This window comes from Pseudoalteromonas sp. Bsw20308 (assembly GCF_000310105.2).
Classification (GTDB): domain Bacteria; phylum Pseudomonadota; class Gammaproteobacteria; order Enterobacterales; family Alteromonadaceae; genus Pseudoalteromonas; species Pseudoalteromonas fuliginea.
Window position 1 is genome coordinate 1,016,492 of sequence record NZ_CP013138.1, and the last position, 13,523, is coordinate 1,030,014.

The 13,523-nt window shown below is 40.1% G+C and carries 9 protein-coding genes; 7 read left to right on the forward strand and 2 right to left on the reverse strand.

The window, feature by feature from the left end; all coding sequences use genetic code 11:
- Positions 1 to 124 precede the first annotated feature (124 nt).
- Both D172_RS04390 and D172_RS04395 read left to right on the forward strand, forming a co-directional pair.
- Positions 125 to 1,372: a DEAD/DEAH box helicase gene (locus D172_RS04390; protein WP_007377825.1), complete on the forward strand. Its 1,248-nt coding sequence runs from the start codon at positions 125 to 127 to the stop codon at positions 1,370 to 1,372.
- Between the two features lie 58 nt (positions 1,373 to 1,430).
- Positions 1,431 to 2,414 carry a sensor domain-containing diguanylate cyclase gene (locus D172_RS04395; RefSeq protein WP_007377824.1) on the forward strand — a complete coding sequence of 328 codons (984 nt, stop codon included), beginning with the start codon at positions 1,431 to 1,433 and terminating at the stop codon, positions 2,412 to 2,414.
- 318 nt (positions 2,415 to 2,732) lie between these two features.
- On the opposite strand, the gene D172_RS04400 is transcribed toward D172_RS04395, so the two are convergent.
- Complete coding sequence (locus D172_RS04400) at positions 2,733 to 3,689, reverse strand: methylenetetrahydrofolate reductase (protein WP_033023767.1); 957 nt, start codon at positions 3,687 to 3,689, stop codon at positions 2,733 to 2,735.
- Positions 3,690 to 3,948: 259 nt separating this feature from the next.
- On the opposite strand from D172_RS04400, the gene D172_RS04405 reads away from it, so the two are divergent.
- From D172_RS04405 to D172_RS04415, 3 genes are all read left to right on the forward strand, one after another.
- The gene (locus D172_RS04405; RefSeq protein ID WP_007377822.1) at positions 3,949 to 6,831 is read left to right on the forward strand and encodes a M16 family metallopeptidase; all 2,883 of its coding nucleotides are present in this window, start codon (positions 3,949 to 3,951) and stop codon (positions 6,829 to 6,831) included.
- 350 nt (positions 6,832 to 7,181) lie between these two features.
- Positions 7,182 to 8,000 (forward strand): serine O-acetyltransferase, encoded by an 819-nt coding sequence (gene cysE, locus D172_RS04410; protein WP_007377821.1) that lies wholly within the window; start codon positions 7,182 to 7,184, stop codon positions 7,998 to 8,000.
- Positions 8,001 to 8,016: 16 nt separating this feature from the next.
- Complete coding sequence (locus tag D172_RS04415; RefSeq protein ID WP_007377820.1) at positions 8,017 to 8,661, forward strand: hypothetical protein; 645 nt, start codon at positions 8,017 to 8,019, stop codon at positions 8,659 to 8,661.
- A 24-nt stretch (positions 8,662 to 8,685) separates the two neighbouring features.
- Here the strand turns inward: D172_RS04415 and xseA are convergent, their stop codons facing one another.
- Positions 8,686 to 10,020 carry an exodeoxyribonuclease VII large subunit gene (gene xseA, locus D172_RS04420; RefSeq protein WP_007377819.1) on the reverse strand — a complete coding sequence of 445 codons (1,335 nt, stop codon included), beginning with the start codon at positions 10,018 to 10,020 and terminating at the stop codon, positions 8,686 to 8,688.
- Positions 10,021 to 10,167: 147 nt separating this feature from the next.
- Between xseA and guaB the strand changes: the two genes are divergently transcribed.
- Both guaB and guaA read left to right on the forward strand, forming a co-directional pair.
- Positions 10,168 to 11,637 carry an IMP dehydrogenase gene (guaB, locus tag D172_RS04425; RefSeq protein ID WP_007377818.1) on the forward strand — a complete coding sequence of 490 codons (1,470 nt, stop codon included), beginning with the start codon at positions 10,168 to 10,170 and terminating at the stop codon, positions 11,635 to 11,637.
- 270 nt (positions 11,638 to 11,907) lie between these two features.
- Positions 11,908 to 13,485, forward strand: a complete 1,578-nt coding sequence (gene guaA, locus D172_RS04430; RefSeq protein WP_007377817.1) for a glutamine-hydrolyzing GMP synthase — start codon at positions 11,908 to 11,910, stop codon at positions 13,483 to 13,485.
- Positions 13,486 to 13,523 lie beyond the last annotated feature (38 nt).

The following is a 13,523-nucleotide window of genomic DNA, read 5'->3' on the forward strand; positions in this document are numbered from 1 at the left end:
TTTATTGTTTTAGCGCTAAAGCGAAAGTGAGCAATCACGATTAAATACTTTTCTGGACTGGTTAATTTACGCAGTACAGTAATATGCGTACAATAGCGCTCTTTGTTATTTTAAAGCTAAGCTTATGTCTGTCACTACGTTCTCATCACTTAATCTCGACCCGTTATTATTAACAGCGATTGAGCAAAATAATTACACTCAACCTACCGCAATTCAGATTAAAACCATTCCGCCTATTTTAGCCGGAAGTGATGTAATGGGCAGCGCGCAAACAGGTACGGGTAAAACAGCTGCTTTTGTTTTACCGCTGTTACATAAGCTTTTAAATACCCCTAAAAAAGATGAGCAAGGCCTTGCCCGCGTTGTAATTTTAACGCCAACCCGTGAGCTTGCTCAGCAAGTATTTGCCAGCTTTGAAAAGTACGCACAAGGCACTCATATCAATGGCGCTTTAGCCTATGGTGGCGTAAGTATTGGCCCACAAATAAAAGCACTTAAAACAGCGCAAGTTATCGTGGCAACACCTGGGCGTCTGCTCGATCATATAGTTAAAGGCAGTGTGGTACTTTCAAGTGTAGATTCGCTCGTATTTGATGAAGCAGACCGTATGCTTGATATGGGCTTTATTGATGAAATTAGACGTATATTGCGACATATCCCGGGCGATCGCCAAACTTTACTCTTTTCTGCTACGTTTGATGACAGCGTGTTTGAACTCAGTAAAAAACTACTTAAAAATCCAGAACTAATTGAAGTTGATAAGCGCAACTCAGCCGCAGTTGAAGTAGAGCAAGTTATTTACGCTGTAGATGAAGACCGCAAGCGCGAACTTGTATCGCACATGATTGGCATGAAAAACTGGCGCCAAGTGCTTATTTTTACTCGCACAAAACAAATGGCTGATCAGCTCGCTAAAGAAATGTGTAAAGACGGTTTAAAAACAGAATCAATCCATGGCGATAAATCTCAAGGCGCACGCGACCGTGCATTGCAAAATTTTAAAGAAGGTATTACACGCGTACTTGTTGCAACCGATGTAGCCGCGCGTGGTTTAGATATTTCTACACTTAGATACGTAATTAACTTTGAACTACCGTATATTGCCGAGGACTACGTACACCGTATTGGCCGTACAGGTCGTGCTGGTGAGCAAGGGCTTGCCATGTCGCTGGTAAGTCTTGAAGAGCAATGGCTGCTAGAAGAAATTGAAGTACTACTCGATACGCGTTTAACGCCGCAGTGGTTAGAAGGTTACGAGCCAGATCCTAATAAAAAGCCAAAAGATAATCGTAAAAACACCAACAAGTCGCGAAAAGATCGCGATAAAAAACGCATCACAGGAAAAAGAGAGCCAAGTAGGCGTCGTAAATAATAGCTTTTCCTTTGCTTTTTTGCCTATACTGAAGCTAATAAGTAGCTGAGGTAAAGCAATGTTTGAAATTGATAAGTGGGCATTTTCTGGTATTGATGGCCAAATATCTTTGCATAAATGGCAAAAAACAATTGATCTTATCACGGGGCTATTTTCGGCCCCGTCAGGTTATATAGTTCAGGCAACAAGCAAAGGCTATCGCGTTGTTATTAGAAATAACGAAGGTGGCTCTAACTTTGAGACCAATCCTATCCTTCCTCCCCAAACACCTCTTTTTTGTAAGTACGTAGCAGAGAATAACAATACCTTATACGTTAATAATGCAAGTAATAATGATGCATGGAACACTCTACCGGAGGTTGTTGAAGATGGTGTTGAATCCTACTTAGGTTTACCAATCCATTGGCCAGAAGGCGAAGTATTTGGCACGCTATGCTTAAAAGACACTAAAAAAACAACTTATACCAATGAATATTTTGAGCTTATAGAACAACTACGCGATTTAATTGAAGACGACTTAGCGCTTATTTATAGTTATGAACAAATGCGCGAAATAGCCATGCTCGATGCGCTAACTAATATCTATAACCGCCGAGCACTTAGTTTACTCGCTCAGCAAAAGCTTAATTTAGCGCTGCGCTTAGGTTTTGATGTATGTTGTTTATTTATTGATATAAACGACTTTAAAAAATTAAATGACACCTTTGGTCATGAAGTGGGTGACAAAGCCTTAATTATATTGGCAGATACGCTAAAAACCCATTTAAGAGATGCTGATATAGTCGGGCGTATCGGAGGTGATGAGTTTGTTGTGGTAATGCAAGTAAGCGATAAAAGTAAGATTGGCTACATTATGGATAAAATTTCGACTGAGTATTCAAAAGCCTTACTCAAAGAAGACGTTTGCGATTTATCGCTCAGTATTGGTTATAGCTTTACTGACAAACAAAGGCAGTCATTTGAAAAACTATTAAATGATGCAGACCAGGCAATGTATAAAAATAAACAAGCGTATAAGCTCGCTAAAAAAGCACAATTATAAAAGGAGGTTCATGCCACACAAACTTGGCTAGTTTTTTCTGCGATAGGTTTTATTTTTTCCTTAGCAATAATAAGCTTATTTGAAACGTTCCCTAGCATTAGATTTATATCTAATGAGGGAATAATTTTTGGTGTTATGTGCTCATCGATGGGGGTTGCCTTAAAAAGGCTTGAGAGTAATAACCAAAAATAGCTTTCATTGATAGCTTAAGCTGCAAATCTTTACTTGTATTTATTAATTAATTTTTCAAAGAACGGACATAAAAAAGCAAGCCATTAGGCTTGCCAAGAAGGGTGTTAATTAGCTCTAACCTAGCCTTTAAGCTATTAGCTTTTCCGCAAGGTTCAATTCCATAATGGCTTTTAATAAACGGTATAAGTTAATTGACGCGTCAATTTCTTCTTTACGGTTTGTTAAGCTTTCAATATTTAAGCCCAGTGGCACGTCTAGGTGCGCACAGCTTTTAAGTATTAAGTCGAGGTTTTCGCGGCAAATACGGACGGATTCACTTAATGTATTGTCTGCATCGAGCATGCGCCATTTAGTTGCCTCTGGCACTGAGATACCCAACCATTGCATAAACTCTAAGGTTTTTTCGCCGCCGCACGGGGTAAACGTTAATATAATACGTTGAGGTGTAATACTCTGTGCTTTACACGTACGTGCGTAGCTAGTGATTAGCTCTATAGTAGCTTGTGCATCGTAAACAGCTTGCGATATAAAAAACTGACAACCTTGTGCTGTTTTTTCTATTAATCGTTCGTGCTCATTTCGTTTACTTGAATGGCGCTCGGCAATCGTAACGCCACCTAAAAAGAAATCATCGGATTGCTCTGCCATCGCTTTATAAGCATCTGGCAGGCTTAGCTTTATATCGCCTATCGATGATGGGCTACCTACTAAAACAACATTTTGTAAATCGTAGTCATTTTTAGTTTCACTTAGCCAATCTTTAAATTCGCCTACGCCACGCTGCGCCACACTTTTATAAGTAATCACATCTTGTGCAGATAAATTACGAAGTAAATGGCTGTATTCACGCGGATCAACGGTTTGTTTAAACGCAAATGGGCGGTCTTGGTTAGTTCTGCTGCTTTCGTCTTGAATGTCGTAAATTATCACGCCGTCGTATTCAATTTCGTGTAAGCGACCTAATAGCTTTTCTGCAATGGTTTTTAATTGCGCTTTATCGGTGCCAATTTTAGGCGGGGTAGTACCAATAAGATAAACACCTTGATTGGTGTCCACTATCTTCTCTTTTAGTGATAAAGCCATAATCCTCATTCCAGCTAAGTTTGTTTTGATGGATTTAATATAGCAGCCATTTAGACGTCTAGATAGATTTATTTAATGAAAGTTTTTCAACTAACATGATGTTTATTCATAGGGCTTGTTCCCATAATTTATAATTGACACAGTTGTTTACATAATAAATCCCCTTGGGGGTCTTATATTTATTGGCTTTGGGGCATAATCGAGGGTGAGTTAGTAATACATCTGACAACAAATTTGCTCAATTTAAAAAGGGACAACAATGAAATTTAAATTATTAGCAACCAGCTTAGCGGTATCGCTGGCGTTAACAGGTTGCGCCATGCAACAAAACCAAAGCACCCAAACAACAGCACAACAAGAACAAGTAAATAAAGCTGATGATCGTGTTTTTTCGCAAGATTATGTCATTGAAGAGCTAGAAAACGGCTTACGTGTCATGGTTGTTAAAACCGATTACCCTGATGTAGTGTCGCTGCAAATTCCGGTATCGGTTGGATCGCGTAACGAAGTTGAAGAGGGCAAAACAGGCTTTGCTCACTTTTTTGAACACATGATGTTTAAAGGCTCACAAAAATACCCTGAAGATGCTTACTCAGACATATTAAAAAATTCAGGTGTTGATAACCGCGCTTATACAACAAACGATTACACAAATTACCATTTAAACTTTTCAAAGCAGCATCTTGATAAAGTACTTGAGCTTGAAGCTGATATTTTTCAAAACTTAACCTACACCGAAGAGCAATTTAGAACAGAAGCACAAACGGTAAAAGGTGAGTACTTAAAAAACAACGCGAGTCCAATTCGTAAATTATTAAGCGCTGTACGCGAAGAAGCGTTTGATAAGCACACGTATAAACACACCACTATGGGCTTTTTTAAAGACATAGAAGCCATGCCAGATCAAATGGCGTACGGGAAAGAGTTTTTTGCTAAATTTTATAAGCCTGAGTATGTGTCACTTGTCATTGTGGGCGATGTAGACCCGCAAGCAACAATGGCAATGGTTAAAAAGCATTGGGGCAGCTGGAAAAAGGGTAACTATGTTGCTGACATTAAAGCAGAGCCTGTTCAACAAGCACCAAAATATTTGCACCAGCAAGATGAAGCGCTACCAGGACATTGGTTACTCGTATCGTACAAAGGCGCTGCGTGGGAACCTGCTAAAAAAGACAGAGCGGCACTTGATTTAATCTCACAGCTTTATTTTTCAAATAATTCAGATTTATACCAAGAGCTAGTGGTCGACAAACAAATTGCCAGCCAAATGTTTACCTATAACCCAGAGACTAAAGATCCGGGTTTATTACACGTATTTGTTAAAGTAGAAAACGCAGATGATTTAGCCACTGCACGCGATGCCATTAACCGCACTTATGCAAAAGCACGCACTGAGCTTGTTGATGAGCAAAAGCTCAGTGATTTAAAATCGAACCTTAAGTACAGCTTTATTAATGGTTTAGATTCGTCGCAAGCGATTGCATCAACCCTTGCCAGCTACATGCATTTTGAGCGTGATCCTGAGGTTATAAACCAGCTGTATAAATCGGCAGATAACATCACCAGCGCAGATATTAAAGCCGTTGCTAATAAATACTTTACTGATAACGCACGTACCACATTAACAATGTCGGCACTTGATAAAGCGCCAAGTTTTGAGCAAGAAGTTGATTTAAATGCGCTTACTGCAAAGCTTGAACAAGCACCTGCGAAGCCTGCATTTAAAGTACTTGATAAAACCAATGGCTCGCCATTAATCGATGTTAACTTTTTATTCAATACCGGTGCGGCTGCCGACCCACAAGGCAAAAAAGGTGTTGCTGCGTTAACTGCGGCTATGCTTGCACAAGGTGGCTCAGAGGCGACAAGCTATAAAGATATTCAAAAAGCACTTTATCCGCTTGCAGGTAGCTTTGGTTATCAAATAGATAAAGAAATGCTGTCGTTTCAAGGGCGTATTCATAAAGACAATGCAGCGCAGTGGTATTCACTTGTGAGCGATCAATTATTAAGCCCAGGCTTTAGAGATGACGACTTTAAACGCCTTAAAAAAGAAATGATCGATGGTATTAAGTCAGGCTTAAAAGCATCTAACGATGAAGAGCTAGGTAAAGAAGTGCTATACAGTGCGCTTTACAAAAATCACCCTTACGAAAGCTACAACTACGGTGATATTTCGGATTTAGAAGCGCTGACGCTAGATGATGTTAAAGCGTTTTATAACAGCGAGCTTACGCAATCTAAACTCACGGTTGGCTTAATTGGGGCTGTGCCAGCAAAACTTAAAGCTAAAATGATGAGCGACTTTGCAACGCTACCAAAAGGTGAGCAAAGCCGTTTAAGTATTCCTGATGCGCCAGCGCTTAAAGGTCATCATGCAACTATTGTAGAAAAGTCAGCGCAATCGACTGCGGTATCATTTGGTTTCCCTATTGATACAATAAGAAGTAGCGAAGACTGGACAACCCTTTGGCTTGTGCGTTCGTACTTTGGTGAGCACCGTAGTTCTAACAGCTTTTTATATGAGCGCATTCGTGAAACTCGCGGCATGAACTATGGCGATTACGCATACATTGAATACTTTCCACGTGGTATGTTTCAAACCAAGCCAGATGCAAACCTAGGGCGCTCAGAGCAAATATTTCAAGTGTGGTTACGCCCACTTCGCTCTAATAACGATGCGCACTTTGCAACACGTACCGCCTTGTTTGAACTAGATAAGCTAATTAAAAATGGTATGAGCGAAGACGACTTTGAAGCTACGCGTAACTTTTTAATTAACTTTGTGCCGCAAATGGTTGCAAGTCAAAACCGCCAATTAGGTTACGCACTTGATAGCGAATTTTACAACACAGATAGCTTTGTAAGTTACGTAACTAACAAACTTAAAACGCTAACGCTTGCTGATGTTAATCGCGTTATTAAAGAAAACTTACAAACAAACAATGTTCACTATGTATTTATTACTGGTGACGGCGCTGATATGCAAAAACGTTTAGCATCGCAGCAAACATCGCCAATGATTTACAACACGAATAAACCTGCCGAATTAGTGGCTGAAGATAAAGTGATTGCTGATTACAAATTAGCAATTCCTGCAAAAAATATTGAAGTGATGAAAGTCGATAAAGTATTTCAATAATTTAAGTGGTTTTTAAGCGTTAGAAAAAGCCTCAATGCTTAAAGTATTGGGGCTTTTTTATTATTTAATCTGAACTCTGGTTAAGAGATTTACTAACGTATTGAATCATGGTGGTATTTAAATTTATTTTCTCTAGCCAGAGGTTTTCAGTAAATTCAACGCAGTTAGCGCTGAAAATAGCTGCTCCAGATAGATTTATTATCCACAGTTCAGGTTATTTAATAATGAAACTTAATAAACGGTTATACCTAATAACCAGAACAAATAACTAAGGGGTTAACACCTTAGGCTTTAAATCCGTTAGACTTGGCAAAAGGCTCTTTTATATCAATTTAAGGCAGTGCAGTATTATGCGTCATGAAATTTGGCAACAGCTTCGTAGTGAAGCAAATGAAGTCGTAACCCGTGAACCTCTTTTAGCGAGTCATGTGTATTCATGTATTTTGAATCATGAGTGTTTGGGTTCAGCGTTGAGCTTTATTGTTGCTAATAAATTGGCGGACGCGGTGGTATCTGCGTTTACTATTCGTGAGTTGTTCGATCAAGCATTTGTAAAGTGCGATCGTATGCTTACTTATGTAGCTGAGGATATTAAAGCGGTAAAAGACAGAGATCCCGCAGCCGAAACTTACCTTACGGTGATATTAAACTTAAAGGGTTTTCATGCTATTCAAGCGCACCGTTTAGCAAATTGCTTATGGCAACAAAACCGTAAAGAGTTAGCGCGCTTTGTACAAAGCCGAACATCTGAAGTGTTTGGGGTCGATATTCACCCAGCATGTAAAGTGGGTAAAGGTATTATGTTTGACCATGCAACCGGTATTGTTATTGGTGAAACAGCGGTAATAGAAGATAACGTATCAATTTTGCAATCTGTAACGCTTGGCGGCACGGGTAATGAGCAGGGGGATCGTCATCCTAAAATTAGAGCCGGTGTGTTAATAGGCGCTGGTGCTAAAGTACTTGGTAATATTGAAGTGGGCGAGGGCGCACGAATTGGTGCAGGCTCAGTTGTACTTAGCAATGTTCCAGCACACACAACCGCTGTTGGCGTACCCGCTAAAATTATTGGTCGACCGGATTGTGAGTGTCCGGCGCAAAGTATGAACCAAAACTTTTTAGCAAATCCTGAGCCTGAAAATGCTTCACATACAAGTGCAATGCTATAAAAGTAGGCGAAAATAAATGCCATATAAAAGTAACTTATTTGCAATGATACTCAGCTTTTTTGTGGGGGTAGGATTAACAAGTGGTTACTTTTTGCATTTGTATGAACCGTTTAACGATAAAACGGCTCAATTTATACATGCTAGTCAAGATGTTATTATTGAAGTAAGCGGTAATAAATCAGTTCAAAAATCACCTATAAACACTACAACCAAAGCACTTCAACAACCGCTGGAAAAAGAGTACATTACGAAAATAAGTGCGCTAAATAACGAATTGTCAGTAGCTACAAAACAGCTGAAAGTTGCTCAGCAGCAGTTAAAGCGAACTCGCTTAGAAGGCACTGATTTTGCTAAGCAGCTTGATGAAAAATTTGATAGTGAAAGTGAAAATACGCAGTGGAGCTTCGAAATAGAAACGGCACTTACTGACTTTTTAATCATCAGTGATTTAAGTAATACGGCGCAGCTAAGCTATTTAACTTGTAAACAAACTATCTGTAAATTTGAATTACTAGCCGATAAGAATAATGAACAAGGCCATGCACAGTGGCGTGAACTTAATGATAAGTTGGCAACGACACCTTGGTGGCAACAGTTTAAAATCACCTCATCAAGCTCAAACGACGAGCGAATAGAATTTATAGTGAGCACCAAAGAGTAAGTGCTCCTATTTTAGTTAAGCGTGCTAGCTCACTACTTTAGAATGTATAACACCATCAACAAGTTCGGTAATAAGTGCATCACCGGTTTTCACATCACTTACTGACTTAACCACTTTATTTTTTTCATTTTTTGTAATGCTGTAACCGCGTGCTAAAACATTTAGCGGACTTACCGAATCTAATTTACTTGCCTGTAGTGCCAAGTTGTTATTTGCTTGCTGCAATTGATGCTGTATAGCTTGGTTTAGTCTTGTGTGTAATTGCGTGAGTATATGGTTTGCTGTAGCGAGTTTTTTGTCAGGCGATTGGCGCATTAAACGCGGCGTTAAGTTATTAAGTGTGCGTTCTTGCTGGTATAAGCGATTACGCATAGCTTGTTGCAGTGCAATGCTTAGCTCATCCAAACGTTGCGTTTTTTGATTAAGCTGATTACGTGGATGACATAAATTAAGGCGGTGTTGTAACTGCGTTGCTAATGCGCGCTTGTCGGCAATGCCGTGCTTAAACGCGTTAGATAAACGATTAACTAATTGCGTTACTTTGTTGTGTAACTCTTGCGTATTTGGGCTTACAAGCTCAGCTGCGGCTGATGGGGTTGCTGCACGAACATCAGCCACGTAGTCGCTAATGGTAGTATCTATTTCGTGGCCTACCGCACTTACTATGGGTAATTCACTTTTAAAAATAGCGCGGGCGAGCTGTTCGTGATTAAAGCACCATAAATCTTCAAGTGATCCGCCGCCTCGTCCTAAAATAAGTACGTCTACTTCATCACGAGCATTAGCTAATTCAATTTGATTAATTAAATGTGCATGTGCTTCTTTGCCTTGCACCATCGCAGGGTAAATAATGACTTCTAATTGCGGCGCACGGCGTTTAAGTACCGTTAAAATATCTTTTATAGCAGCGCCGGTTGCTGAGGTAATAACACCAATACGATTAATATTTTGCGGTAATGGCTGCTTGTGAGCAGAGCTAAATAATCCTTCGGCGGCCAAACGCATTTTAAGCGCATCAAACTCTTGCTTTAGCTGACCTTCGCCTGCGGGCTCCATATGCTCAACAATAAGCTGGTAGTCACCGCGAGGTTCATAAAGTGATACACGCGCTTTTACTGTGACTTGTGCTCCATTTACAGGGCGGTAGCTTTGGTTGCGGTTGTTGCCGCGCCACATTGCGGCTTTAATTTGTGCTTTATCGTCTTTTAGCGAAAAATACCAATGACCGGATGCAGGGGTAATGAAATTAGAAATTTCGCCTGTTAATACTAATGAGGCAAAGCCTTGCTCAAGTAATGTGCGAATTTCTCTATTAAGGCGTGACACGGTGTAAACCGTCTGCGAAGGCTTCGAAAACATAAAAAACAACCTAAAACTATTTATGAGGCAAGTTATAAGGTAAGTTTATCATAAATATTTACGAAATATTATTTACTCATGCCAACAACGCTGTTAAAATTTGGCCGCAATTCCTTATCGTAGTTCCACATGTGAGAAGTTGCCAAAATGCTTAGAATCGCTAAAGAAGCTCTTACCTTTGATGACGTACTTTTAGTACCTGGTCATTCTACTGTTTTGCCACACACGGCAAACATTTCAACTCGCTTAACGCGTGGTATCAAACTTAACTTGCCGCTTATTTCAGCATCTATGGATACTGTTACAGAAGCTCGTTTAGCTATTGCCCTTGCGCAAGAGGGTGGTCTTGGTTTTATTCATAAAAACATGACTATCGAAGAACAAGCGAAAAACGTACGTAAAGTTAAAACCTACGAAGCAGGTATTGTTTCTTACCCTGTAACGGTGACTGCCGATTTAACAATTGCTGATGCAGTTGAGCTTTCGCACGAAAAAGGTTTTTCAGGCTTTCCGGTTACCGACAGCAATAATGTACTTGTAGGCATTGTTACTAGCCGTGATATGCGTTTTGAAACTAAGCTTGAACAGCCTGTTTCTACCGTTATGACTAAAAAAGAAAAGCTTGTTACCGTTAAAGAAGGCGCAGCACGCGAAGAAATTTTAGGCTTAATGCACGAACACCGCATTGAAAAAATCCTTGTTGTTGATGATGAATTTAAACTCAAAGGCATGATCACAGTAAAAGATTACCAAAAAGCCCAAGACAAACCTGACGCATGTAAAGACGACCAAGGTCGTTTACGTGTAGGTGCTGCTGTAAGTGTTGGCGCGGGTACTGATGAGCGTATTGCTGCATTAGTTGAAGCGGGTATTGATGTTTTACTTATCGATACATCACATGGTCACTCTCAAGGTGTTATTGACCGTGTAACTAAAACGCGTAAAGAGTACCCAGACTTACAAATTATTGCAGGTAACATTGCAACAGCAGAAGGTGCGATTGCACTAGCTGATGCGGGAGCGGATGCAGTTAAAGTAGGTATCGGCCCAGGTTCTATCTGTACTACACGTATTGTTACCGGTTGTGGCGTTCCACAAATTACAGCTATTTCAGATGCTGTTGAAGGCTTAAAAGGTCGCGACATTCCTGTTATTGCTGATGGCGGCATTCGTTTTTCTGGTGATATTGTTAAAGCACTTGTTGCTGGTGCATCGTGTGTAATGGTGGGTTCTCTTCTTGCTGGTACTGAAGAAGCACCAGGTGAAGTTGAATTGTACCAAGGCCGTTATTACAAATCTTACCGTGGTATGGGCTCATTGGGCGCGATGGATCAAAAAGAAGGTTCATCAGATCGTTACTTCCAAAAATCAAACGAAGCAGACAAGTTAGTACCTGAAGGTATTGAAGGTCGCGTAGCTTACAAAGGCCCTATTGCAACAATTATTCATCAGCAAGTGGGCGGCCTACGAAGCGCTATGGGCTTAACGGGTTGTGCAACAATTGAAGAGCTAAATACAAAACCACAATTTGTACGTGTTACTTCAGCAGGTATGGGTGAGTCGCACGTTCATGATGTGCAAATCACTAAAGAAGCACCAAATTACCGCTTAGGTTAAGCAGCGTAATTAATTTAATATACTGGGCTTGCTTTGCAAGCCCTCTTTTTAGTCGTTTATATAAATACCAATTGCATTAATAAAGTGGTCAATTATTGCGACAGATAAATGGCTCAATAACGAGGCAAAAACTTCGACTTTTAGTTTCTTCTAAATAAGAAGTTTTTAACGTGGTTAGAGAGTTATTTAGCCTGCAAGAATTAGTAATGTTTAATAAAATTGGTATTCAAAACGGCATTTAGCATTAGCATCTACTTTACGAGATACTCCATGAGCAAAGATATTCACGATTCACGAATTCTCATTTTAGACTTTGGTTCACAATACACTCAACTAATCGCGCGCCGTATACGCGAAATTGGTGTTTACTGTGAACTGTGGGCATGGGATGTGACTGAAGAGCAAATCCGCGAGTTTAACCCACAAGGTATCATTCTTTCTGGTGGCCCAGAATCAACAACACTTGAAAACAGCCCGCGCGCTCCTGAGTATGTATTTAATGCAGGCGTGCCTGTGCTAGGTATTTGCTACGGTATGCAAACAATGGCAGCTCAACTTGGCGGAAGTGTACACAGCTCTGATAAAAAAGAGTTTGGTTACGCACAAGTAGAAAAAGTAGGCAGCTGTGCATTATTTGATGCAATTGAAGACAGCATTACCGATGGCGGCAACGGCATACTCGACGTATGGATGAGCCATGGCGACAAAGTAATGGATATTCCAGCTGGTTTTGCAACAACAGCTAAAACATCTACTTGTCCACATGCTGCAATGTCTAACGAAGAAAAACGTTTCTACGGCGTACAGTTTCACCCAGAAGTAACACATACACATCAAGGTCAGCGCTTATTAGAACGTTTTGCTATTGATATTTGTGGCTGTGAAAAATTATGGACTGCTGCAAAAATTATCGATGATGCTATCGAGCGTATTAAAGAAACAGTTGGCGATGACGAAGTTATTCTAGGCTTATCTGGTGGTGTTGATTCATCGGTTGTGGCTATGCTTATTCACCGTGCAATTGGCGAAAGGTTAACATGTGTATTTGTTGATAATGGGTTACTTCGTTTAAACGAAGGCCAACAAGTAATGGACATGTTTGGTAATAAATTTGGCTTAAATATTGTTAAAGTTGAAGCTGAAGAGCAGTTTTTAAATGATCTAGCGGGTAAGTCAGACCCAGAAGATAAACGTAAAGCCATTGGTCATACGTTTATTAATGTATTTGATGAGCAAGCCAAAAAGCTTAAAAATGCAAAATGGTTAGCGCAAGGTACAATTTATCCTGATGTAATTGAATCAGCGGCATCTGCAACTGGTAAAGCGCATGTTATTAAATCTCACCACAATGTGGGCGGATTACCAGATGACATGAAAATGGGCCTTGTTGAGCCATTACGTGAATTATTCAAAGATGAAGTACGTAAAATTGGCCTAGAACTAGGTTTACCGTACGACATGCTTTACCGTCACCCTTTCCCTGGACCAGGTTTAGGTGTGCGTGTACTTGGCGAGATTAAAAAAGAATACTGTGATTTATTACGCCGCGCCGATGCGATTTTCATCGAAGAGCTACACAAAGCAGAGCTTTACCATAAAGTAAGCCAAGCGTTTACTGTATTCTTACCGGTTAAATCGGTAGGGGTTATGGGCGATGCACGTAAGTACGATTGGGTTGTATCACTTCGTTGTGTGGAAACAATCGACTTTATGACAGCGCGCTGGTCACATTTACCGTATGAGTTCTTAGGTTTGGTTTCAAACCGTATCATTAACGAAATTGATGGTATTTCTCGTGTTGTTTACGATATTTCAGGTAAACCACCTGCAACTATCGAATGGGAATAATTAATTTTAGTTTTAGTCAGATAAAATAAAGTGATTAA